At 59.0% G+C, this 22038-nt stretch carries 21 protein-coding genes and 1 tRNA gene; 9 read left to right on the top strand and 13 right to left on the bottom strand.

Annotated elements, in window-relative coordinates:
- The first annotated feature begins 4 nt into the window (after positions 1 to 4).
- Both JFT44_RS16330 and JFT44_RS16325 read left to right on the top strand, forming a co-directional pair.
- Positions 5 to 2149: a 3-hydroxyacyl-CoA dehydrogenase NAD-binding domain-containing protein gene (locus JFT44_RS16330; protein WP_198830915.1), complete on the top strand. Its 2145-nt coding sequence runs from the start codon at positions 5 to 7 to the stop codon at positions 2147 to 2149.
- Positions 2150 to 2246: 97 nt separating this feature from the next.
- Positions 2247 to 2969 (top strand): amidotransferase, encoded by a 723-nt coding sequence (locus JFT44_RS16325; RefSeq protein WP_057439578.1) that lies wholly within the window; start codon positions 2247 to 2249, stop codon positions 2967 to 2969.
- 24 nt (positions 2970 to 2993) lie between these two features.
- On the opposite strand, the gene JFT44_RS16320 is transcribed toward JFT44_RS16325, so the two are convergent.
- The 3 genes from JFT44_RS16320 to JFT44_RS16310 all read right to left on the bottom strand — a co-directional run bounded on the left by JFT44_RS16320 (position 2994) and on the right by JFT44_RS16310 (position 5793).
- Positions 2994 to 3965: a magnesium and cobalt transport protein CorA gene (locus JFT44_RS16320; RefSeq protein ID WP_115128735.1), complete on the bottom strand. Its 972-nt coding sequence runs from the start codon at positions 3963 to 3965 to the stop codon at positions 2994 to 2996.
- An 80-nt stretch (positions 3966 to 4045) separates the two neighbouring features.
- A complete protein-coding gene (locus tag JFT44_RS16315) occupies positions 4046 to 4768 on the bottom strand; it encodes a 1-acylglycerol-3-phosphate O-acyltransferase (RefSeq protein WP_057439577.1) in 723 nt (240 codons plus the stop codon).
- A 335-nt stretch (positions 4769 to 5103) separates the two neighbouring features.
- Positions 5104 to 5793 (bottom strand): crotonase/enoyl-CoA hydratase family protein, encoded by a 690-nt coding sequence (locus tag JFT44_RS16310; protein WP_057960362.1) that lies wholly within the window; start codon positions 5791 to 5793, stop codon positions 5104 to 5106.
- Between the two features lie 333 nt (positions 5794 to 6126).
- Here JFT44_RS16310 and JFT44_RS16305 point away from each other — a divergent pair.
- The 3 genes from JFT44_RS16305 (at position 6127) to JFT44_RS16295 (ending at position 9255) form a co-directional block, all read left to right on the top strand.
- A tRNA-Ser gene (locus JFT44_RS16305) sits at positions 6127 to 6216 on the top strand.
- Between the two features lie 612 nt (positions 6217 to 6828).
- The gene (locus JFT44_RS16300) at positions 6829 to 7821 is read left to right on the top strand and encodes a hypothetical protein (protein WP_057960361.1); all 993 of its coding nucleotides are present in this window, start codon (positions 6829 to 6831) and stop codon (positions 7819 to 7821) included.
- A gap of 411 nt (positions 7822 to 8232) precedes the next feature.
- Positions 8233 to 9255: an alpha/beta fold hydrolase gene (locus JFT44_RS16295; protein WP_170059610.1), complete on the top strand. Its 1023-nt coding sequence runs from the start codon at positions 8233 to 8235 to the stop codon at positions 9253 to 9255.
- Between the two features lie 10 nt (positions 9256 to 9265).
- On the opposite strand, the gene JFT44_RS16290 is transcribed toward JFT44_RS16295, so the two are convergent.
- Positions 9266 to 9637, bottom strand: a complete 372-nt coding sequence (locus tag JFT44_RS16290) for a DUF2784 domain-containing protein (RefSeq protein ID WP_057439546.1) — start codon at positions 9635 to 9637, stop codon at positions 9266 to 9268.
- A 143-nt stretch (positions 9638 to 9780) separates the two neighbouring features.
- Here JFT44_RS16290 and JFT44_RS16285 point away from each other — a divergent pair, with 143 nt between their 5' ends.
- Positions 9781 to 10470: an HAD-IA family hydrolase gene (locus JFT44_RS16285; RefSeq protein ID WP_198830914.1), complete on the top strand. Its 690-nt coding sequence runs from the start codon at positions 9781 to 9783 to the stop codon at positions 10468 to 10470.
- Between the two features lie 38 nt (positions 10471 to 10508).
- On the opposite strand, the gene JFT44_RS16280 is transcribed toward JFT44_RS16285, so the two are convergent.
- Positions 10509 to 11255 (bottom strand): 3-oxoacyl-ACP reductase family protein, encoded by a 747-nt coding sequence (locus JFT44_RS16280; protein WP_057444986.1) that lies wholly within the window; start codon positions 11253 to 11255, stop codon positions 10509 to 10511.
- Positions 11256 to 11382: 127 nt separating this feature from the next.
- On the opposite strand from JFT44_RS16280, the gene JFT44_RS16275 reads away from it, so the two are divergent.
- The gene (locus JFT44_RS16275) at positions 11383 to 12306 is read left to right on the top strand and encodes a LysR family transcriptional regulator (RefSeq protein WP_115128731.1); all 924 of its coding nucleotides are present in this window, start codon (positions 11383 to 11385) and stop codon (positions 12304 to 12306) included.
- Positions 12307 to 12382: 76 nt separating this feature from the next.
- Positions 12383 to 12874, top strand: a complete 492-nt coding sequence (locus tag JFT44_RS16270) for an anti-virulence regulator CigR family protein (protein ID WP_374068244.1) — start codon at positions 12383 to 12385, stop codon at positions 12872 to 12874.
- 14 nt (positions 12875 to 12888) lie between these two features.
- Here the strand turns inward: JFT44_RS16270 and JFT44_RS16265 are convergent, their stop codons facing one another.
- From JFT44_RS16265 to JFT44_RS16255, 3 genes are all read right to left on the bottom strand, one after another.
- Positions 12889 to 13617, bottom strand: a complete 729-nt coding sequence (locus JFT44_RS16265) for an aspartate/glutamate racemase family protein (protein ID WP_198830912.1) — start codon at positions 13615 to 13617, stop codon at positions 12889 to 12891.
- Between the two features lie 15 nt (positions 13618 to 13632).
- Positions 13633 to 15162 carry an NCS1 family nucleobase:cation symporter-1 gene (locus JFT44_RS16260; RefSeq protein WP_198830911.1) on the bottom strand — a complete coding sequence of 510 codons (1530 nt, stop codon included), beginning with the start codon at positions 15160 to 15162 and terminating at the stop codon, positions 13633 to 13635.
- 500 nt (positions 15163 to 15662) lie between these two features.
- Positions 15663 to 16397, bottom strand: a complete 735-nt coding sequence (locus JFT44_RS16255) for a phosphoadenylyl-sulfate reductase (RefSeq protein WP_057960355.1) — start codon at positions 16395 to 16397, stop codon at positions 15663 to 15665.
- Positions 16398 to 16551: 154 nt separating this feature from the next.
- Here JFT44_RS16255 and thrH point away from each other — a divergent pair, with 154 nt between their 5' ends.
- Positions 16552 to 17169, top strand: a complete 618-nt coding sequence (thrH, locus tag JFT44_RS16250; RefSeq protein WP_120733877.1) for a bifunctional phosphoserine phosphatase/homoserine phosphotransferase ThrH — start codon at positions 16552 to 16554, stop codon at positions 17167 to 17169.
- A 131-nt stretch (positions 17170 to 17300) separates the two neighbouring features.
- On the opposite strand, the gene JFT44_RS16245 is transcribed toward thrH, so the two are convergent.
- The 5 genes from JFT44_RS16245 to JFT44_RS16225 form a co-directional block, all read right to left on the bottom strand.
- Positions 17301 to 17519, bottom strand: a complete 219-nt coding sequence (locus JFT44_RS16245; RefSeq protein ID WP_115128727.1) for a type II toxin-antitoxin system HigA family antitoxin — start codon at positions 17517 to 17519, stop codon at positions 17301 to 17303.
- Positions 17516 to 17821 (bottom strand): type II toxin-antitoxin system HigB family toxin, encoded by a 306-nt coding sequence (locus JFT44_RS16240; protein ID WP_120733875.1) that lies wholly within the window; start codon positions 17819 to 17821, stop codon positions 17516 to 17518. Before JFT44_RS16240 ends, JFT44_RS16245 begins: the two co-directional genes overlap by 4 nt.
- Positions 17822 to 18060: 239 nt before the next feature.
- A complete protein-coding gene (gene pabB / locus JFT44_RS16235) occupies positions 18061 to 19404 on the bottom strand; it encodes an aminodeoxychorismate synthase component I (RefSeq protein ID WP_198830910.1) in 1344 nt (447 codons plus the stop codon).
- A 110-nt stretch (positions 19405 to 19514) separates the two neighbouring features.
- Entirely contained in the window at positions 19515 to 20501 is a 987-nt protein-coding gene (locus JFT44_RS16230) for an alpha-L-glutamate ligase-like protein (RefSeq protein WP_057960353.1), read from the bottom strand.
- Complete coding sequence (locus JFT44_RS16225) at positions 20501 to 22033, bottom strand: inactive transglutaminase family protein (RefSeq protein ID WP_057960352.1); 1533 nt, start codon at positions 22031 to 22033, stop codon at positions 20501 to 20503. The genes JFT44_RS16230 and JFT44_RS16225 overlap by 1 nt, the downstream gene beginning before the upstream one ends.
- Between the last annotated feature and the right edge of the window lie 5 nt (positions 22034 to 22038).

Here is a 22038-nt window from a genome sequence, read left to right as displayed (position 1 = left end):
TGTCATGACCGACGCCATTCGTTACGAAAAAGGCCAGGACCAGATCGTGGTGCTGACCCTCGACATGCCCGGCCAGAGTGCCAACACCATGAACGCGGCCTACCGCGAGGCCATGGCCGCCACCGTCGCGCGCCTGGACGCGGACAAGGACGCGATTGCCGGGGTCATTATTACCTCGGCGAAAAAAACCTTCTTTGCCGGCGGCGACCTCAATGAACTGATCAAAGTCGACAAGCCCCACGCCAAGGCGTTCTACGACATGGTCCTGGGTCTGAAGGCGCAACTGCGCAGCCTGGAAACCCTGGGCAAGCCGGTGGTGGCCGCGATCAACGGCGCGGCCCTCGGCGGTGGCTGGGAGTTGTGCCTGGCGTGCCAGCATCGTGTGGCGCTGGATCACCCAGCCCTGCAGATCGGCTTGCCGGAAGTCACCCTCGGCCTGCTGCCGGGCGGCGGCGGGGTGGTGCGCATGGTGCGCATGCTGGGCCTGGAGAAGGCTTTGCCGTACCTGCTGGAAGGCAAGAAGATCAGCGCGCAAAAGGCTCTGCAGGCCGGTTTGATCGACGAATTGGCGGCGGATCGCGACGAACTGCTGGCCAAGTCCCGGGCCTGGATCCTGGCCAATCCGACGGCTAGGCAGCCTTGGGATATCAAGGGTCATCAGATCCCCGGTGGCACACCGTCCAATCCGAAAGTCGCGCAAATGCTCGCCATTGCGCCGTCGATCCTGCGCAGCAAAACCAATGGCTGCTTCCCCGCGCCGGAGAAAATCCTCTGTGCTGCGGTGGAAGGCGCCCAAGTGGACTTCGACACCGCACACCTGATCGAGACCCGCTATTTCACCGAGCTCACCACCGGCCAGGTGGCGAAGAACATGATCGGCACCTTCTGGTTCCAGCTCAACGAAATCAACGCCGGTGGCTCACGCCCTGGGGGATTTGCGCCGTATGTCACACGCAAGGTCGGCATCCTCGGCGCCGGCATGATGGGCGCGGGGATTGCCTATACCAGCGCATCGGCGGGCGTGGAGGTGGTGCTCAAGGACGTCACGCTGGCAGCGGCAGAGAAGGGCAAGGCCCACTCGGCAGCGTTGCTGGACAAGAAGGTCAGCCGTGGGCAACTGACCCCTGAGCAGCGCGAAAGCACCCTGGCGCGGATCCATCCTACCGATAGCGATGCCGACCTGGCCGGTTGCGACCTGATCATCGAAGCCGTATTCGAAGACCGCGACCTCAAGGCCAAGGTCTCGGCCGCCGCCCAGCAGGTGGTAGGCGCTGACGCCGTGATCGCTTCCAATACGTCCACCTTGCCCATCAGCGGCCTGGCGAGCGCGGTGCCTGATCAAGGCAAGTTTATTGGCCTGCACTTCTTCAGCCCGGTGGAAAAAATGCCCCTGGTGGAAATCATCAAGGGCGCCAACACCAGCGCCGAAACCCTGGCTCGTGGTTTTGATTTCGTACTGCAAATCAAGAAGACCCCGATTGTGGTGAATGACAGTCGCGGCTTCTTCACCTCGCGGGTGTTCGGCACCTTCACCAATGAAGGCATTACCCTGCTCGGCGAAGGCGTGGCCGCGCCGATGATCGAGACCGAGGCGCGCAAGGCCGGGATGCCGATTGGCCCGCTGGCGATCTCTGACGAAGTTTCCCTCAACCTGATGAGCCATATCCGCCAGCAGACAGCCAAGGATCTGCATGCCGAAGGCAAGGCACTGCCCGAGCATCCGGCGTTTGCAGTGATTGACCTGCTGCTCAATGAGTACAAGCGCCCAGGCAAGGCGGCGGGCGGTGGTTTCTACGAGTACCCCAATGGTGGCCAGAAATACCTGTGGCCAGAACTCAAGGTGCGCTTTGAAAAGCCGGGCCAACAGATTTGCGCCCAGGACGTGCGCGACCGCCTGCTGTTTATCCAGGCCATCGAAACGGTACGGTGTGTGGAGGAGGGCGTGTTGATGTCCACTGCCGATGCCAATATCGGCTCGATCTTCGGCATCGGCTTTGCGGCCTGGACCGGCGGGGCGCTGCAGTTTATCAACCAGTATGGGCTGAACGACTTTGTGGCCCGGGCGCGTTACCTGGCCGAGCAGTATGGCGAGCGCTTCAGCCCGCCAGCGCTGTTGCTGGAAAAAGCCGCCCAGGGCACGACGTTCTAACCTCCCGACCGGGCCTGGGTGGGGCTTGCCTTGAAAGGGTATTTCAAGGCAGGCTGGTGGGTGTGCGTTATTCCCATCACCGTGTCAGGTATTTTTTATGTCGCTACGCGTCTGCATTCTGGAAACCGATATCCTGCGTCCGGAACTGGTCGATCAATATCAAGGTTACGGGCAGATGTTCCAGCGCCTGTTTTCGCAGCAGCCGATTGCCGCCGAATTCGTCGTCTACAACGTCATGGAAGGTCACTATCCGGCGGACAGCGAAGTGTTCGACGCCTACCTGGTCACGGGTAGCAAAGCGGACTCCTTCGCGACCGACCCGTGGATCGAAACCCTCAAGGCCTACCTGTTGAACCGCTATGAGCGGGGCGACAAGCTGCTTGGCATCTGTTTCGGCCATCAACTGCTGGCGCTGCTGCTGGGCGGCAAGAGCGAGCGTGCGAGCCAGGGCTGGGGCGTGGGCACCCACAACTATCAATTGGCCGCCAAGGCACCGTGGATGAGCCCGGTGGTGGAAGAACTGACCCTGTTGATCAGCCATCAGGATCAGGTCACGGCATTGCCGGAAAATGCCACGGTGATCGCCTCCAGCGACTTTTGCCCGTTTGCTGCCTACCACATCAATGACCAGGTGCTGTGCTTCCAGGGCCACCCGGAATTTATCCACGACTACTCCCGGGCCTTGCTCGATATCCGCCAGCTCAACCTGGGCGAGCAGATCTATCAGCAAGGTGTCGCCAGCCTTGCACGCGACCACCACGGCGTGACCGTGGCGGAATGGATGATGCGTTTTGTGGCCCACAAGCCGCAGGTCGCCTGACTGTGAGCGGTCGGGGTGGGCAGGTTACAGCCACCCCGAGCGCTTGAAGCTGGCCCACAACCCCGTGCACCCCGTCGCGATAAACCCCAGCACCGCAAAATAGCCGTAGTGCCATTGCAGCTCCGGCATATTCTGGAAGTTCATCCCGTAGATCCCGGCCACCGCTGTGGGGAAGGCGAGGATCGCCGCCCAGGCTGCAAACTTGCGCTGCACCACGCTCTGGCGCGAGGCTTCCAGCAGTACACCGATCTCGATGGTCTGGCTGGCGATGTCGCGCAGGGTCGAAAGGTCTTCCATCTGCCGCGTGACGTGGATCTCCACATCGCGGAAGTACGGGCGCATGTTCTTGTCGATAAACGGGAAGTCCAGCTTCTGCAGTTCCTCGCTGATTTCCACCATCGGCGCTACATGCCGGCGCAGCCGCAGTACGTCGCGGCGCAGGCCATGCAGGTTCTGGATATCGCGCTCATTCAGGGAGTTGCACAACACGTTGTGCTCCAGCGCGTCGATCTCGGCATGAATCGCCTCGCTCACCGGCTGGTAGTTTTCGGTGACAAAATCCAGCAGCGCATAGAGTACGAAATCCTCCCCGTGTTCCAGCAACAGCGGCCGCGCTTCACAGCGCTGGCGCACATAGCCGTAGGACGCCGAGTGGCCGTTGCGCGCGGTGATGATATAGCCTTTGCCGGCGAAGATATGGGTCTCGATAAACTCCAGCTTGCCCTCATGGCGCACCGGCGAGTAGGTCACGATAAACAGTGCGTCGCCAAAGGTTTCCAGCTTGGGGCGGCTGTGTTTTTCCAGGGCGTCTTCGATGGCCAGTTCATGCAGGTTGAACTGGCGTTGCAGGTTGGCCAGCTCCTGGGCGTCGGGCTCTTCCAGGCCGATCCACACAAAGTGACCGGGCTTGGCTGCCCAGGCGGCGCCTTCATCGAGGGTGATATTCTGGATTTTTTTCCCGGCGCTATAGACGGCCGCCGCAACAACTCTACCCATAATGCTGATCGCTTCTTTGACAAGTGGCAGTAACCGGCCAGCTTAGCCTGAAACGCCACCTTGTAGGAGCCGGCTGGCCTTCAGGGTTGTTGCAGTGCTTGATCCATGGCTTCAATACACTCGACCATCTGCCCCCGGCATTTCTCCATCAACTCGGGCATGTCATCCATCGTCAATCCTGCTGTAGGAATTGGCGCTAATGACCGGATCAAAATATCGCCACTGTTCCAGCGATTGAGCTTCATATGGGTCACATAGGTACTGACGCACACCGGCACAATCGGCACCCCGGCGGCAATCGCCATCTGGAACGCGCCCTTCTTGAACGGCAACAACGATTCGCCCAGGTTGCGCGTGCCTTCCGGAAACACCCAGATCGAAGTTTCTTCGTGTTGCAGGGTATGGGTGGTGGTCAACATCGAGCGCCGAGCCTTCTGCGCATTGCCCCGGTCAATCAGCACATTGCCCGCCAGCCAGAACAACTGGCCGAACAGCGGCACCCACTTCAGGCTTTTCTTACCGATGCATACGGTGCGATAGGGCACTACGTTGCCGAATACGAACAAATCATAGTTGGACTGGTGATTGGCAATAATCACGCAACTGTTCGGCTTGTCGCGCAGCGAGTCCACTTGTGCCTTGACCTGCAGGCGTAGGATCCACATGGCGGGCAGGGCATACAGGCGTGCGCACAGGCGACTGTTATCCGGGTTGAACGGCCGGCACACACCCAGCAATACTCCGAGCACACCGGCGATCAGAAAATGCAGGCCCATCAATAACATGCGTAAACAGTAAAGCATCGACACGGCCCATCGGGACAAAAGGTGGCGCAGTGTACGGACGTGCACTGTATTCGGCAATTACCCCAGTAGAGGTAGGAGATGGGCGATGTTTAAGGACATGTTTCAGCAGATGGAGACAGATGCCATCTAGAGCGGCTGCAAGGCGATTAACACTAGGCCGTAAGAAGAATCCCTGTGGCGAGCGGGCTTGCCCGCGTAGGGCTGCGAAGCAGCCCCAAAACTACCTGTAGGATCTGACTGGATAATTGCCGTGGCTTTAAAGGGGGCTGCTCTGCAGCCCTACGCGGGCAAGCCCGCTCGCCACGGGCTTTGATTGAGGCCGGTGTGGGTGATTAGCCCAGATGTTCCTGGTCCTGGATGATCGCGTTATCCAGCAACTCCAGCAGGGCCTTCCGCACCTTCAGCTTGGTGTGCTTGTGGGCATTCATATTGATCTTCTTCAACTGCCGCGCCGCTTCCAGGGCCGCGGCTTGCAGCTCTTCGGGTGCCACCACCTTATCGAGGAAACCGGCGCTCAGGGCGTCCTGCGGGGTGAACATCTCGGCATTGATCACCGAACGATGAAACGCCGACTTGCGCAAGCGATCCCGCGCCAGCTCAATCCCGGCATGGTGCATGGTCATGCCGATCATCACTTCATTCAGGCCAATGCTAAAGGGCCCCTCGACACCAATCCGGTAATCGGCCGACAACAACAGGAACGCCCCCTTGGCCACTGCATGCCCAGGGCACGCCACAATCACCGGGAACGGGTGCGACAACAGCCGGCGCGCCAGGGTCGAACCCGACGTCACCAGGCTGACCGCCTCTTTAGGGCCAGCCGTCATCACTTTCAAATCATAACCACCCGACAGAATCCCCGGCGTACCGGTGATAATCACCACCGCACGATCCTTCTCGGCCTGGTCCAGCGCTTCATTAAACGCACTGACCACGGCAGGGGAAATGGCATTGACCTTACCGTTGCTCAAGGTCAGGGTCGCGATACCGTCTTCGAGGTGGTAGGCAATCAACTCACTCATGACGCGATTCCTTGTAATACGTTTAATAGAAGGGCAGGCCGCAGACGTTACCCAGCATGACCGCCCCGGTAAAGCGCCATGACTGACTGGCCAGTCAGACTTTCCCCAACCACCTGGCCTGCAGCAGCCTACGACAGCGCTCGCCAGCCCCAGCGCACGCCTGCCGACAAGCCTTGAAAATGGCACAATCGCCACCCTTCACCCCGCGCCGCAGAGAAGGGAGCCGAGATAACCGTCTAAGCGCATGAAAATTCTGAAAAAAACCTTTGCCATCGGAAAAACTTTCGACTACATTAGCGCGCCTCGACAGACTGAATCAGTTTGACGAGATACGGTGAAGTGTCCGAGTGGCTTAAGGAGCACGCCTGGAAAGTGTGTATACAGGAAACTGTATCGAGAGTTCGAATCTCTCCTTCACCGCCACATTAAGTAAACACAAACCCCTGATTTTCCTAGAGAAAGTCGGGGGTTTGTGGTTTTTGGCGCCCAAAAAATGGGCCCATGGGACCACCGTGGGACTGGTGCTCTATTCTGATGCGGAAAGCGTGGCCAGTGACCGCGTGATCGGCAGGGCCATTTCAGCCGGCGGCAGACTACTTAGCATGCGCGTGGCGAACTTCTGCCAAGAGCGGGCCAGAGCAGAAGTTAGGCAGTCAGATTGCCGCCGCAGTGGTTGCGCACGTGAGGTGGGTGGGTTCTCACATGCCGCCTATTTCTGAGACTCCGCAGTGGTAGCTCAATTTCGAGCATTAAACGCCTGCTTTCGGTTTGTTTGCTCCAGATGACGCGCAGTTTGATTCGCCTCACCTAGCAGCACATATCGGGCCAGAAAAATAGGCTATACTGTATTAATTAACAGTGGTTTGGCGCGTGGGTACCGGCCCTCAAAGCTCCACTGGGCGCATTGCCCTAGGGCATGTTCCGGCTCCAACTAGGGCTTAACGGCATTACGAAAAATCTAGTCATGATCAATCTGCCGCTTCGCAGCCGGGTGATGTCTAGCAATAGAACCTTGATATCTGGGTACATATCCGTATGCACGAGAAACTCGATAGAACCGTTGAGATCCGCACATTCAATACAATTTCTGAGATTGAGGCGCTCCCTGGCTTCAAAAAAGAAAACCCAGTATCGCCTAAAAATTATAAACATATTCTTGGGGATTATTTTTTTAGCGATGAGGTGAAATGCTGTCTTCTGAAAAGCAATGACAAGCTATGCAATGAGGGCCACAAGTGGGGCTTTGTTGCTCTGCTTACAGATAACAGCATTACTCTTGTTGGCAACGATTGCGCCCAGACCAAATTTGACGGTAATTCAAAGCTTAACGCTGACAGAACTAAGTACCTGAATCAGAAGAAATATGAAGAAGGGCTTGAGCGCCTTCGAACGCTAGTGGAGCAAAAAGACTCCGCACTCAAGGAAGTTGTTCAAGTAAAGTCGGACTTGGCTACAGTCCAGGCTCGTGTTCATGCAATGCGGGAAAAACTCGGGCCTCAGACCATGAGGCATCTTGAGTCCATCGCCCGCACCGGCGCTTACGCACTGTCAGTAACGGGCGTGACGATAAAAGAATACACAGATAAGAAAGGGAAGATAAAAACTGATCGTCGTACCCAGCGTATGACGCTAGGTACGATAGCTAACACTTCTTTCCTTCTAGTTGAGAGATATCGAGACGTGTTGCAGAACCTCTCGGATGTCAAAAAAGCCTACGATGAAGCAGAGAAAATAGAGAAGAACGTCACCACACTAAAACTCAATGCTCTCACAAAAAAAATGGATGTCATTGAGCAGGCCAGAAAAAACGCCTTTCAACTTATCGAGCAAGAGCAAAAGTTTGCGGTCAGCGATTTAAGCCTCTTGTGTTACATTACTTCGGATAAAGTAGAGCGATACAAGTCAGCAAAATACGCTTTAGAGCAAGCCAATCAAGATTCCGGAAAAGAAAAAGCAAAGGAATGGTTTGCTGAGCGAGATCGTTTTTTTCGCAACCAGTTGAATGTTACAAAAATAGAAGTTTTGTAAAATAAATATAGAGCGCTGAATGCAAATAACGCCGCTTATGTCAAAAAAAGGCCCCCATACCTAAGCCAGGTCTGGGGGCTTTTTTGTGTGGGCATGGAAACCAGGCCCCGTAGGACTGGTATATCAGTCCCCTCGCCAAAGATATTGGTGTCGCTGATGCGCCTGCCGGGGCCGGGATCTGCGACGAGTTCCGGCCCCGCTTTACCGTGGATGTGCAGTTGTGGGCGAAGACGACGAACGGGTAGTTTCGAATCTCTTCTTCACCGCCACATCCTGAAGCCACAACCCTCCAGTTTTCCTAGAGAAAAACGGGGGGCTATGATTTCTGCTGCATGGAAAACAGCAATATGGGAATAATGTGGAAACACGCAGAGCCCCTGCGTGTACTCGCTCCCCTCAAGGAAGATCCCATTGAAAGCAGCCCTAGTCGCTCTGCTCCTCACCTGTGCCGCCACCACCGCCCTTGCCACTAACAACCCTGTCGGCTTCCAAACCTCGACCCTGGCAGACCCAAACAAAGAACGCCCGCTGGAGATGGTGGTCTGGTACCCCAGTTCCACCACTGCCACGCCAAAGGTGATTGACGACAACCCGGTGTTTTTCAGTGCCCTGGCTGTGCGTGATGCGCCTGCTGCGGTGGGTGAGTACCCGTTGGTGGTGCTTTCCCATGGTTTCGGCGGCAGTTGGGGCAACCAGGTGTGGTTGGCCAGTGCGATGGCCCAGCGGGGGTTTATCGTGGCGGCGGTCAATCATCCTGGCACTACCAGTAAGGACCGCAGTGCTCAAGCCGCCGCGCAGTTATGGCAGCGGCCGGTGGATATCCGTCGCGCTATCGACGCGGTGCTGGCGCAGCCAAAGCAATTTGGCAAGGTACAGCCCGGTCGAATTGCAGTGGTGGGTCATTCGCTGGGCGGTTGGACGGCGCTGGAAGTTGCCGGTGCCCGTTTCGACCCCGAGCGTTTTGCCCAGGACTGCAAGGTTCACCTGCAGTTGGCCCCTTGCGCGGTCTACCAGCAGATGAACCCAGTGCAGGCGCCGTTGGCAGCGGATTTGAGTGACAAGCGGGTCACTGCAATTGTTTCACTGGACCTGGGTCTGTCCCGTGGCTTTACCGATCAAAGCCTGGCGGCGTTGCCGGTGCCGACGTTGGTGATTGCTGCGGGCGTGCCCTCAACGGAGCTTCCCGCCGAGTTGGAATCCGCTGACTTGGCCAAACGCCTGCCAGCGGCAGCGACGCGCTATGTCGAAATCAGCGACGCCACTCACTTCAGCTTTATGGCCGTGTGCAAGCCGGGTGGAGAGGCGTTGATTGAAAAAAGCTCACCAGGCGACGGCATGATCTGCCGCGATGGCGAAGGTGCCCGCCCGCGTGAGGTGATTCAGCAGCAGGTCACTTCATTGATTGTTGAGTTTCTGGCGCAGCCAAAAGGCTAGGCCAACACGTTCAGTTCCCCGCCCGTGGCCCTCGCCTGATCAGGCGTGCGTACACCGCAATATTAATCAGCAAGACCAGGGCGCCCAGGCCCAGTTGGATCTGTGGCGTCAGCCCCGCGGGGTAGATCAGGGCAATGATGTAGTGCTCGATAAACCCTGCGCCATAACCCTCTTGCCCGGCGAGGTGGCGCAGCAGGTTTTCCCAGCGGGTCAGGGGGCAGGGCAGGTGGAAGACTTCTACGGCAACGCCCCAGGCCGCAGCGGGCAGGTGCAGCCACATGACCGGTCGCCACTTGAGGGCAAGCAGGCCGCCGAACAATACGAACAGGATGAAGCCAAGGTGAAACAACACCAGGGAGTCGGCAGCGAGTCGCAAGAGCATAGAAGGGGTCGCGTCAGGTGAGGCTGCCAAGTGTGCTGGATAGAGCCGCTTGAAACCAGAGGCGGGCGGTTGCGGTTGCTTGTAGGCCCGAGGCCCCGTTATTGTGCTGAATCCTTTTAGTCATCTGCCACGGATCTGTTGTGATGAACGCACCGCGTACTGCTGTTGGCCCGATCAAGGCCGTGATTTTCGATATGGACGGGTTGTTGCTGGATACCGAGGGTATCTACACCGAAGTCACGCAGATCATCGCCGAGCGCTACGGCCGTACCTACGACTGGGGCATCAAGCAGCACATCATTGGCCGTGGCGCCCAGGACCTGGCCGAGTATGTGGTCAAGGCGCTGGACTTGCCGATCACGCCTGAGGAGTTCCTGCGTATCCGTGAGCCCTTGATGAGCGAGCGTTTCCCCAAGGCGCTGGGCATGCCGGGCGCCGAGGCGTTGGTGCGGCATTTAAGTGCGCACAACATCCCGATAGCCGTGGGCACCAGTTCGTCGCGCAATTCGTTTGGGCACAAGACCACGTTGCACCGCGAATGGTTTGGCTTGTTCGGTACGATTGTCACCGCCGACGACCCTGAAGTTGGCGCAGCCAAGCCTGCGCCGGACATCTTCCTTACCGCTTCCCGCCGCCTGGGCGTTGCGCCCGAGGATTGCCTGGTGTTTGAAGACTCACCGTTTGGCGTGACCGCTGCCAAGGCCGCGAACATGACTGCCATCGCGGTGCCCGACGAAGCCATGGCCGACAGCAAGTACGCTCACGCTGACCAGATCATCCGCAAGCTCGCGGAGTTCGATCTGGCTGCGTATGGCCTGCCGCCAATGCGCTGAGCGTTGCAAGAGCCGGCAAGCCGGCTCTTATAGGGTGTTCAGGCGCTGAAACCGCCATCAATGGTCAGGCTGGCGCCGGTGATGTAACCGGCTTCCGGCCCTACCAGATAGGCGACAAAGCTGGCCACTTCCTCGACGTGCCCATAACGACCCACCGCCATAAAGCCAATCAGGCTCTCGGCAAATTCACTGTCGGCCGGGTTCATATCGGTGTCCACCGGGCCCGGTTGTACGTTGTTGATGGTAATCCCCCGTGGCCCCAGGTCGCGCGCCAGGCCTTTGGTCAAACCCACCAGCGCGGCTTTGCTCATTGCATAGGGGCCGCCACCGGCGAAAGGCATGCGCTCGGCGTTGGTGCTGCCGATATTGATGATGCGACCCCCTTCGCCCATGTGCCGGGCAGCTTCCTGGGTGGCAATAAACACACTGCGCACGTTGATGGCCAGTGTCTGGTCAAAGTCTTCCAGTTTGAAATCCTCCAGCGGGCCGACCGCCAGCACCCCGGCGTTGTTCACCAGGATATCCAGGCGCCCGAACGCGTCGACAGTGGCGTTGACCGCATTGCGAATGGCCACGGCATCGGCGCTGTCGGCGTGAATCGCCAGGGCCTTGCCGCCGTCACTGATCACGCTGTTCTGCAGGGCCTCGGCCTTGGCCGCGGAGCTGACGTAAGTAAAGGCAACGGCTGCACCTTGCGCGGCCAGGCGCTTGACGATGGCGGCGCCGATGCCGCGGGAACCGCCCTGGATCAAGGCAACTTTGCCGCTGAGGTTTTGCGTGGTCATGTCGATCTCCCAATGATGCAAGGCGCAGGTGCCTTGTTGTTGGCGCCGAGTATCGCCCTCACGGGCATCCCTCGGTAGACCGTGATTGCTATAGTCTGTGTAAACCAAAAGTTTAGAGTGATGCGATATGGAAAGCTTCGGCAGTATCGAATGCTTCGTGCGCAGTGCCGAAGGCGGCAGCTTTGCCGAAGCGGCCCGGCACCTGAGCCTGACGCCGGCCGCCGTCGGCAAAAGCGTGGCCAAGCTTGAAGCGCGCCTGGGGGTGCGGCTGTTCCAGCGCAGCACCCGGCGCCTCACATTGACCGAAGCCGGCAAGCTGTTTCTGGAGCAGGTCAGCGCCAGCCTCACCACCATCCAGAATGCCGTGGCCAACCTGGCCAGCGCCGAAGGCCGGCCGGTGGGCACGCTCAAAGTGAGTATGGGCACGGTGTTCGGCAACCGTTATGTGGTGCCGTTGCTGGCGGAGTTTCTGCGGCGTTTTCCCGATATCAGTCCGGATTGGCATTTTGATAATCGCCAGGTCGACCTGATCGGCCAGGGCTTTGACGCGGCCATTGGCGGCGGGTTCGAGCTGCCCCAGGGGGTGGTCGCCCGCAAGTTGACCCCGGCCCACCGGATTCTGGTGGCCTCGCCCGATTACCTGGCCAAGCGCCTGCCCGTGTGCGTCCCCGAAGATTTGGGGCTGTGCAATGGGATCCTGATCCGCTCGCCGCAAACCGGCCGCGTGCGCACCTGGCAACTGACCAACCGCGCCCGCGAACAGCGGCCGTTGATGCTCAAGCCGCGCATGACCATGGGCGACTCCGAAGCCGCGTGCTGCGCCTGCACCCAAGGTTTGGGTATTGCCCTGGTCAGCATGCCGATGGCCGTGCCGTTCCTCGACAGTGGCGCGGTGGTGCGGGTGCTGCCGGACTGGTACGTCGATGACGGCAACATCTCCCTGTACTACGCCGAACACAAGTTGCTGCCGGGCAAGACCCGGGTATTTGTCGACTTCATCCTCGAGCAGTTTGCCGAGCAGCGCCTGGCGCAGCGGTTCAGCGCGGTATAGCACTCACTGCTGAACTTGCTGCCCGTTAGTGTTCTAAGCTGATGCGGGCCAATGGGGCTTGCGACTGTCGAGACCGATCATGTCCATATCACGCGCTTTACTCGTATTTACCAGCCTGGCGTTGATTGCAGGCTCCCCAGCGCTGCTGGCTGATCCCGGCAATGGCAATGGCAATGGCAATGGCAATGGCAACGGCAAGGACAAGGACAAAGGCAGTGCCCATGGCAATAAGGGTGGTGGCCAGGGTAATCAGGGCCAGGGTGGTGGCAAGAAGGGTGCAGGCGCCCATTACAGCGGCCCGCAAATTGATATCGGGGGTGTGCGGGTAATCCTTGGTGACAACCGCGACTACTGGCGCGGTGGTTCGTCCCTGCCGCCGGGCATCCAGAAAAATCTGGCCCGTGGCAAACCCCTGCCACCGGGAATCGCCAAGAAACTTGATGGGCGCCTGTTGGGGCGGCTGCCCCATTACGACGGCTACGAATGGCAACAGGCTGGCACCGACCTGATCCTGGTGACGATTGCCACCGGGATCATTTATGAAGTGCTCAATGACGTCTTGAACTGATCGAGATCGGCGATTCAGCGTGCGAACCTGCCCGGCCAACCGATGATGTTCTTTGGCCGGGGTGTCCCATAGGTGCGCACCTTCGACGTCGACAACCCCAGCCTCACCAAGGATTCGGCCAGGGTTACCGCTGCAGTCACGCCATCCACCACCGGCACGCCGGTGCGTTGGCGGATCTTTTCATCCAGCCCGGCCATGCCGCCGCAACCCAGGCAGATCACTTCAGCCTTGTCTTCGCTAATGGCCAGTTCGGCTTGGCGCACAATCGCTTCCATGGCCCGCAGCGGGTGCTCCTCCAGCTCCAGTACCGCCATGCCGCTGGCCCGTACGGAGGCACAGCGTTCATACAGCCCGGAGAGCTTGAGCCGGTCTTCGATCAGCGGCACCGTGCGATCGAGGGTGGTGACCACTGAGTAAGCATGGCCGAGGAACATCGCGGTGCTGGCCGCGGCATCGGTGATATCCACCACTGGCACGTCCAGCAACTCCTGCAGGCCTTCGCGGCCATGCTCGCCATAACCGGCCTGGATCACCGCATCGAACGGCTGATCGTAGGCCATTACTCGGTCCATCACCGCAATGGCCGCCAGATAGCTTTCGAAATTGCCTTCCACTGATTCGGCACCAAAAAACGGCGTCAGCCCGACAATTTCGGTGCCCGCCGCTGCTACGCTGCGAGCCTGTTGGGCAATGGCTTGGGTAATGGATTCGGTGGTGTTGACGTTGACGACGAGAATGCGCATGGGATGACCTCCTGATCAATGACTGACGTTGTCGACAGCGATGCTCTCGCCGCTGATATCGGCATAAAACGGCTGACGCTTGGCGATCAGCAGATACAGCACCCCGGCAATGCCAGCGCCAAACAGCCAGGAGAACGGCGAGACGCTGGCAAACCCCGGCAACAGCGCCAGGACAATGGCAATCACCGCAGCCGGGACAAACGCCGCCACCGCCCGCAGGTTCACCCCGTGGCTGTAGTAGTAAGCGCCGTTGGGGTCTTCGCTATACAACTGCGGCACGTCGATCCGGCCCTTACGGATCAGCCAGTAGTCCACCATGATCACGCCATACAGTGGGCCCAGCAGCGCGCCCAGGCCGGAGAGGAAATACACAATCACCAGCGGGCTGTTGTAGAGGTTCCACGGCAGGATGAGCACCGCGAGGAACGCGCTGATCAGCCCGGCGCGCCGGAAGTTCAGGTACTTGGGGGCCAGGTTGCTCAGCACAAAGGCCGGGGCAACGAAGTTGGCCATGATGTTCACCGCCACGGTGACGATCAGGAATGCCAGGCAACCCAGCACCAGGAACAAGGTATTGGGAATGGCCGCGATGATCTGCGTGGGGCTTTCGATTACCTGGCCATTGAGTTGGAACTGCCCGCCGCACAGCAGCACGGTGATGATTGCGAACACCAGGATGTTCACCGGCAGGCCCCAGAAGTTGCCGACCTTGATGGTCTTGCGGCAAGGCGATGAGCGGGCGAAGTCGCAGAAATTGAGGATCAGGGTGCCGTAGATCGCCAGCCACAAGGCGCCGCCGGCAAAGATATTGCGCCACATCTCGCCACCGCTCAGGGGCTCGCGGATCGACCAGGCGATTTGGCCGTCGGCCTGGAAGTACATCCAGCCGGCCAGCGCCGCGACGGTCAGCAGGATAACGGGGCCGGCAAAGCCTTCGTAGCGTCGGACCATTTCCATGCCGTAGGCCAGAATCACCAGTTGCACAAACCAGATCATCACAAAACACGCCCAGCCCAAGGTGGACAGGCCGAGGATCGTGTTGTGGTCGTAGTCGGCAAATCCTGGATTAATCGCCACCAGCAGTACGCGAAAGACGACGGATGCGAGGTAGGTTTGAATCCCGAACCAGGCGATGGCAATCACGGCGCGGATCAACGCAGGAATTTGCGCGCCATGTATACCGAAACTTATCCGGCTGATCACCGGAAACGGCACACCGGTTTTCTGGCCCATGTAGCCGGACAGGTTCATAAAGAAATACACCAACGCCGCGCCGATCCCAAGTGACAACAAAATCTGCCAGGCACCGAGGCCCAGGGCATACAAGCCGATGGCAAAGGAGTAGTTGGCGATGTTGTGCACATCGTTGGTCCACAGGGCGAAGATGCTGTAGCCACCCCAGCGTCGACCTTCGACCTTGGTGGGCGCCAGGTCCTTGTTGTGCAGGCGTGGGCTCAGCACCAGCGGGCCGGAGTTTGCCGCCGCGGGGTTGGCTGTGGATGAGGGCAGATCCAGTGCAAGGTTATTGGAGATACTTGTAGGCATGCCGGCAGGCTCCTGGCATCTGCAGCGAGCGCGAGGGTTAGGCGCGGCTAGCGTGCGGACACGAAGTGTATGTGGGTTGTTGTTTAAGTTGTATACAAAAACTCCAACTCCATAAGCCACTTGTGTGCCAGGTTTATATCTAACAAAACTACCGCTAATTTCGTTTTTATAGGTCGATTGAGTAACCAGCTGAATTTGAAGAAATATAAATTGACCGATTGAACAGGAATTTATTTTTTGGCGGGGATATGGGAATCAAGAATGTAGGAAGTTAGCCGAAATGGGGTGTAACGTTTCGGTGCGTAATGATTAAAGTGCACACAAAAATGGCACTGTTGGTTACGTTTGTGTGTACAGGTTTAATGGTCGCTGGAAACAAATGTGGGAACTGGCTGGCTTGCAATGGCATCACCCCGGTATTCAATTACACCGAGGTGATGCCATTGCAAGCCAGCCAGCTCCCACACGCGCTTGTTGCGAGATTTTTCGCAGGTCAGGCTTCAGGCCTTGCTGATGATATTTCCCGCGTGCAGCCCACATTCCTTCTGGGTTGCTTCTTCCCACCACCAGCGGCCTTCACGCTCGTGCTGGTTTGGCAATACCGGTCGGGTGCAGGGTTCGCAGCCGATGCTGATAAAGCCGCGCTCATGCAGGCTGTTGTACGGCAACTCGAGCATGCGGATATAACCCCAGATCTCTTCACTGGTCATTTGCGCCAGCGGGTTGAACTTGTAGAGCGTGCGCTCGGGGGTGGAGAAGGCGCTATCGACTTCCAGGGCCGCCACCTGGCTACGGGTGCCGGGGCTCTGGTCGCGGCGCTGGCCGGTGGCCCAGGCACGTACGCCGGAGAGTTTGCGGCGCAGCGGTTCGATCTTGCGCACGCCGCAGCATTCGCCATGGCCGTCCTTGTAGAAGCTGAACAGGCCCTTTTCCTTGACGAAGGGTTCCAGCTTGCTCTGGTCCGGCGAGATCAATTCGATATCGATCTTGTAGAAGTCCCGCACCTGCTCGATAAACCGGTAGGTCTCCGGGTGCAGGCGGCCGGTGTCGAGGCTGAAGACCTTGACGTTTTTGTTCAGCTTCCAGGCCATATCCACCAGCACCACATCCTCGGCACCGCTGAAGGAAATCCACAGGTCATCGCCGAACTGGCTGAACGCCAGCTTGAGGATGTCCTGGGCGGACTTGTTGGCATAGGTCGCGGCGAGTTCAGCGACGTCGAAGGCTTGGTTCATCAGGACGGTTCCTACAGGTCAGTGGCGCTGAGCGCTCTATAGGAGTGGGATGTTAACAAAATCCGCTCTGCGTTGCGGTGGCCAGCGCGAATCGCTAGAGTTCGGCAGTCCTTTTGCTCGCTCAACTGAAAAAAAATCCAAATGGGAGTGTCTTGTGGAAATTGCCTGTCTCGACCTGGAAGGGGTGCTGGTTCCGGAAATCTGGATCGCCTTCGCTGAAAAAACCGGTATTGAATCCTTGCGGGCCACCACCCGGGACATTCCCGACTACGACGTCCTGATGAAGCAACGCCTGCGCATTCTCGACGAGCACGGCTTGAAGCTGTCGGACATTCAGGAAGTGATTGCCACCCTCAAACCGCTGGAAGGTGCGATCGAGTTCATCGACTGGCTGCGCGAGCGCTTCCAGGTGGTGATCCTGTCGGACACCTTCTATGAATTTTCCCAGCCGTTGATGCGTCAACTGGGCTTCCCGACCCTGCTTTGCCACCGCTTGATCACCGATGAAAATGACCGGGTGGTGAGCTATCAACTGCGCCAGAAAGATCCTAAGCGTCAGTCGGTGCTGGCCTTCAAGACCCTGTACTACCGGGTAATCGCTGCAGGCGATTCCTACAACGACACCACCATGTTGGGTGAGGCGGATCGTGGGATTCTGTTCCATGCACCGGAAAATGTGATTCGCGAGTTCCCGCAATTCCCGGCGGTGCATACTTTTGAGGACTTGAAGAAAGAGTTCATCAAGGCGTCGAACCGTTCGTTGAGCCTGTAAGTTATTGAGCGAGGCTGGTTGCCTCATCGCGAGCAAGCCCGCTCCCACATTCGGCCGCGTTTATCCTTTGGGAGCACGGTCGAATGAGGGAGCGGGCTTGTTTGCGATGAGGCCCTCGAAAACGCCAAAGATCAAACTCCCGCAAGCAACTGCTCATAAGGAATGCGCAAACCCTCGTGCAGGCGCTTGATCATGGCCAGGCTCAATTTGCGTTTGTGGTTCAGCACTTCCGACACGCGTCCGCTGGAGCCGATAAAGGGTTCCAGGTCACGGGCCGTCAGGCCCAGTTGGTCCACGCGCGCCAGCGCAGCGGCCAGGTCTTCGGGGGTACGAATAGGTTTGATGTTCATCGCACAGTCTCCGCGTTGATCTGGTCGTACTGGGCGTGGGTGCCTACAAATCGTATGAAACCCAGTTGCCGCGGGTAGTCGATCGCCATGATCACTCGATATTTATTGCCACCGATGTTGAGCACCACCCTTGCACCTTTGAGGATACTCGCGGTGCGAAGCTCCGCCTTCAGGTCTTGCGGCGTGTAAAAGGTGGACTTCTCCCTATGGCGATACCCTTCAACCAGGGGTGTTTGGGAGTCGGTGTAAGCCGGATGACTTTCCCAGAACTCCCATAAGGCGGCTCTTGCGATTAGTCGCACAAGTCAAGCCTCCCAATTTGGGAGAAATTAGGTGTCCCTTCCTGGATTTGTAACTCTTCACAGGGAGCGCGATGTGTAGGAAAAGGGCTTTGTTTTAACGGTGCAAACGATAAAGCGACAGAAGCAATAAGCAGTCGATCCATGTGATCCCTCACAGACGGCCAGGTGGAATGCCAGAGCCAGACGCTTTCCCTGCGCCCTGATACTGTCTACGGTGGTTCTGATTCAGGTTCTTTCCCTTACAGCCCTTCCAGTGTTTCCAGCAACACCCGCACCTTGGTCATCGACTCCTGGTACTCCGCCTGCCACTCGGAATCGGCGACGATCCCGCCGCCGCCCCAGCAACAGACCTGGCCATCCTTGACCAGCAGGCTGCGAATGGCGATGGAGCTGTCCATCTCGCCACGCACGTCCAGGTACAACAATGAACCGCAGTACAAGCCGCGCCGGGTCGGTTCCAGTTCGTCGATGATCTGCATCGCACGGATCTTCGGGGCGCCGGTGATCGAGCCGCCGGGGAAGCTGCCGGCGATCAGGTCCAGGGCGTCTTTGTCGTCGGCCAGTTCGCCGGTGACGCTGCTGACCAGGTGATGCACGTTGGGGTAGCTTTCCAGGCTGAACAGCTCCGGGACCTTGACCGAGCCGGTGCGGCAGGTGCGGCCCAGGTCATTGCGCAGCAGATCGACGATCATCAGGTTCTCTGCACGATCCTTGGGGCTGGCTAGGAGTTCGGCGGCGTTGGCCGCATCCTCTTGCGGAGTCAGCCCGCGGGGGCGGGTGCCCTTGATCGGACGGGTTTCCACCTGGCGCTGGTTGACCCGCACGAAACGCTCCGGTGACAGGCTGACTACCGCGCCATCATCCGGCAGGCTCTGAAAGCCCGAGAACGGCGTCGGGCAGGCGGCGCGCAAGGCGCAGTAGGCGACCCATGGATCGCCGTTGCAGGCCGCGCGAAAGCGTTGGGCGAAGTTGACCTGGTAGCAGTCGCCGGCCTGGATGTAATCCTGGATCCGCGCCAGGGCCTGTTCATAGGCTGCGGCGCTCAGGTCTGGGGTCATTGGGGTATGCAGCTTGAAGCTGGCCGGGGTGTCGGCGGCCGGTTGGCTGAACAGGGCCAGCAGGCGCTGGCGTTCGCTTTCCGGAAGTTTGGGGTGGAACACCAATTGGCTGGTGCGCGCCTGATGGTCGCTGACCAGTGCCCAGGCGTACAGGCCAAAACGGGCATCGGGCAGGCCGATATCGTCGATAGCCTGATGCGGCAGTTGCTCCAGGTGGCGGCCAAAATCGTAGCTCAGGTAGCCGATCAAGCCGCCGGCGAACGGCAGTTCATAGGGTGCGGGCAGGCTAGCCTCACCCAGCATCGTCAGATTTTCCCGCAGCCGTTGTAAGAAATCGCTACCGCTTTCGTCCGGCCATACCGCGAGGGTTGCTTCCGGCCAGGCGCTGAGCAAGTCATAGCGACCACGCTCGGCTGCCGGTCGGCCGCTGTCCAGCAGCACGGCGCCGGGTGCATGGCGGATCGCCGCAAAATACTCGGCGGGGTTTGCCCGATAGGGCAGGGGATGTACAGAGCAGGTCGACATGCGGGGTGAATCAGCCATGGGGCGGGGAGGGGATTGTAGTCCCCTGTAGGATTTGCTCCTAGAGGGGATGTCGGGGATGGTTGGATAGAGGGCGCAGCCGCGGGGCGCTGTCAGCCTTCCACGGGTGGAATATGCCCAAACATTTCCTGGGCAAACTTCACCCGTTCTTCCGCCGTTTCTGTCACGCCCGCCGCCTTCAGCTCTTCCAGTCGAGCTTCTACGGCATGGGTACGCAAGGTCAGGCCGCAATCGTTGGCAATCTGGATATTCAACCCGGGGCGCGCATTGAGTTCGAGGATCAGCGGGCCTTTTTCCTGGTCCAGCACCATGTCTACACCGATGTAACCCAGTCCGCACAGCTCGTAGCAGCCGGCGGCGAGTTTCATGAAACCGTCCCAGTTGGGCAGTTGCACACCGTCCACCGCGTTGGTGGTGTCGGGGTGCTTGGTAATGATGTTGTTCAGCCAGGTGCCGCGCAGGGTCAGGCCGGTGGCCAGGTCCACGCCCACGCCAATCGCGCCCTGGTGCAGGTTGGCCTTGCCGCCGGACTGACGGGTCGGCAAGCGCAGCATGGCCATCACCGGGTAGCCCATCAACACGATGATGCGGATATCCGGCACGCCTTCGTAGCTGATGCTCTTGAAGATCTGGTCGGGCACCACCCGGTATTCGATCAATGCGCGGTCACGGTGACCGCCCAGGGAATACAGGCCGGTGAGGATGCTGGAAATCTGGTGCTCGATTTCCTCGTGGCTGATGATCTTGCCGGACACCGTGCGATAGCGTCCTTCAAAACGGTCGGCGATCACCAGGATGCCGTCGCCGCCGGCGCCCTGGGCCGGCTTGATCACGAAGTCGCTACGGCCACCGATGATTTCGTCGAGCTTGTCGATTTCTTTCTCGGTGGAAATGATCCCGTACATCTCCGGCACATGGATGCCGGCCTGGATCGCCCGTTCCTTGGTGATGATTTTGTCATCGACAATCGGATACAGGCTGCGCTTGTTGTACTTGAGCACGTAGTCGGCATTACGCCGGTTGATGCCCATGATGCCCCGCGCTTCCAGGGCCTTCCAGGTCTTCCAGAACCCGAACATTACGAATCAGCCTTGAGGAAGGCTTTGAAACGCACCAGCTCGGTCAGGCGGTAGCCACGGTAGCGACCCATGGCCAGCATGAAGCCCACCAGGATCAACAGGATCGCCGGGAAGGTGAACACGAAGTAGATCAACTCCGGCACGCTCATGATCAGGTGGGCCAGGGAGGCAGCGAACAGGGTGCCAATCGCGACTTTCATCGCATGGCCGCCGCCGCGCTCTTCCCAGGTAATGGACAGGCGTTCGATGGTCATGGTCAGGATCACCATCGGGAACAGCGCCACCGACAGGCCGCGCTCCAGGCCCAGCTTGTGGCTGAACAGGCTGATGGCCGCAATCAACACCACGACAAAGGTCAGTACCACCGAGAGCCTCGGCAGCATCTGCAGCTTCAAATGCTCCAGGTACGACCGCAGGGACAGCCCCAGCGCCGTAATCACCGTAAACAGCACGATGCCAAAGCCCAGTTGCGTCTCGCGGAACGCCAGGGCAATCAGCACCGGGGTGAAGGTGCCCAGGGTCTGCAGGCCGATCAGGTTACGCAGGATCAGGATCACCAGCACGCCAATCGGGATCATCACCATGATCATGAAGGTCTGCTGGGTTTGCAGCGGCAGGCCGTAGAGCGAGTATTCGAGGAAGTTGGCGTCGGTGTTCTCGTCCGTCAGCTTGGCCAGGCGGATCGCGTTCATCTCGCTGTTGTTCAGGCTGAAGGTCACGGCGGCTTTCTTGCCGCCGTCGACGGTGATCAGGTTTTCATCGCCGGTCCACCACTGCAGGCGGTCGGAGGGCAGGCCCTGTTCGCCGGTTTCCGGGTTGAAGTACAGCCAGTCGTTGCCATTGAAGCTGCGCAGCCACAGTTCCGGGGTTTGCGGTTGGTCGGCTACCAGGCGGATGGTGTGGACCTTTTCCACCGGCACGTGGGCGATGGACAGCAGCAACTCGATGATCTTGGCCTTGTGCGGCGTCGACGGATCGCCCGCCAGCAGCAGCTTGACGTTGTCATCGTTGAGGTTGTTGGTGCGCTTGATGGCTTCGCTGATAAAGGTCTCGACATCGGCCGAGTGCTGGCGGATCGGTGCCAGCAGGGCCTCGGCGGCGATTTTTTCCGGGCCTTCCACGGCGATGCTGTCGCGGAAGGTCGGGCCCTTGACCTTGACCTTTTCGCCGCTGTAGCGCTTGGTCAGCACCAGGCGGTAGTAGAGGGTCTGGTTGCCCTTGGCGCGCCGGGCCGACCAGGTGACCTTGCGGTTGCCGTCGATGCGGTTGACGCTCACCCCATAGTTATTGGAGATGAAGCTCTCATTGAGGCTGACGAAGTCGCGGCTCAGGGGCGGCACGAACATCTGGACCTTGACCGGATCCTTGGCGTTGGCCACGAACTCGACCTTGGCGTCGATGTTCCACAGGTCGTCAGTGGCGTCCTCGGTCACCGGGATGCCGAGAACCAGGATCTGATAGGCCGTGACCGAAATGCCCAGTACCACCAGGATGGCGATCAGAATCTTCAAGTGCATATTAAGAGAGCGCATTGGAA

Source organism: Pseudomonas sp. MF5691 (assembly GCF_016405645.1).
GTDB classification, from domain to species: Bacteria; Pseudomonadota; Gammaproteobacteria; order Pseudomonadales; family Pseudomonadaceae; genus Aquipseudomonas; species Aquipseudomonas shahriarae.
Note: the sequence above shows the minus strand (reverse complement) of the source record. Positions and strands in the feature narration are given on the sequence as shown.

What these genes read in the sequence shown, in the direction of transcription:
- JFT44_RS16285 (WP_198830914.1), top strand. Translation starts at nt 9,781, where the DNA reads ATGAACGCACCGCGTACTGCTGTTGGCCCGATCAAGGCCGTGATTTTC.
- JFT44_RS16320 (WP_115128735.1), bottom strand. Translation starts at nt 3,965, where the DNA reads ATGGGTAGAGTTGTTGCGGCGGCCGTCTATAGCGCCGGGAAAAAAATC.
- JFT44_RS16260 (WP_198830911.1), bottom strand. Translation starts at nt 15,162, where the DNA reads ATGCCTACAAGTATCTCCAATAACCTTGCACTGGATCTGCCCTCATCC.
- pabB (WP_198830910.1), bottom strand. Translation starts at nt 19,404, where the DNA reads ATGTCGACCTGCTCTGTACATCCCCTGCCCTATCGGGCAAACCCCGCC.
- JFT44_RS16265 (WP_198830912.1), bottom strand. Translation starts at nt 13,617, where the DNA reads ATGCGCATTCTCGTCGTCAACGTCAACACCACCGAATCCATTACCCAA.
- JFT44_RS16275 (WP_115128731.1), top strand. Translation starts at nt 11,383, where the DNA reads ATGGAAAGCTTCGGCAGTATCGAATGCTTCGTGCGCAGTGCCGAAGGC.
- JFT44_RS16225 (WP_057960352.1), bottom strand. Translation starts at nt 22,033, where the DNA reads ATGCGCTCTCTTAATATGCACTTGAAGATTCTGATCGCCATCCTGGTG.
- JFT44_RS16290 (WP_057439546.1), bottom strand. Translation starts at nt 9,637, where the DNA reads ATGCTCTTGCGACTCGCTGCCGACTCCCTGGTGTTGTTTCACCTTGGC.
- JFT44_RS16300 (WP_057960361.1), top strand. Translation starts at nt 6,829, where the DNA reads ATGCACGAGAAACTCGATAGAACCGTTGAGATCCGCACATTCAATACA.
- JFT44_RS16315 (WP_057439577.1), bottom strand. Translation starts at nt 4,768, where the DNA reads ATGCTTTACTGTTTACGCATGTTATTGATGGGCCTGCATTTTCTGATC.
- JFT44_RS16280 (WP_057444986.1), bottom strand. Translation starts at nt 11,255, where the DNA reads ATGACCACGCAAAACCTCAGCGGCAAAGTTGCCTTGATCCAGGGCGGT.
- JFT44_RS16245 (WP_115128727.1), bottom strand. Translation starts at nt 17,519, where the DNA reads ATGAACATCAAACCTATTCGTACCCCCGAAGACCTGGCCGCTGCGCTG.
- JFT44_RS16255 (WP_057960355.1), bottom strand. Translation starts at nt 16,397, where the DNA reads ATGAACCAAGCCTTCGACGTCGCTGAACTCGCCGCGACCTATGCCAAC.
- JFT44_RS16310 (WP_057960362.1), bottom strand. Translation starts at nt 5,793, where the DNA reads ATGAGTGAGTTGATTGCCTACCACCTCGAAGACGGTATCGCGACCCTG.
- JFT44_RS16330 (WP_198830915.1), top strand. Translation starts at nt 5, where the DNA reads ATGACCGACGCCATTCGTTACGAAAAAGGCCAGGACCAGATCGTGGTG.
- JFT44_RS16230 (WP_057960353.1), bottom strand. Translation starts at nt 20,501, where the DNA reads ATGTTCGGGTTCTGGAAGACCTGGAAGGCCCTGGAAGCGCGGGGCATC.
- JFT44_RS16325 (WP_057439578.1), top strand. Translation starts at nt 2,247, where the DNA reads ATGTCGCTACGCGTCTGCATTCTGGAAACCGATATCCTGCGTCCGGAA.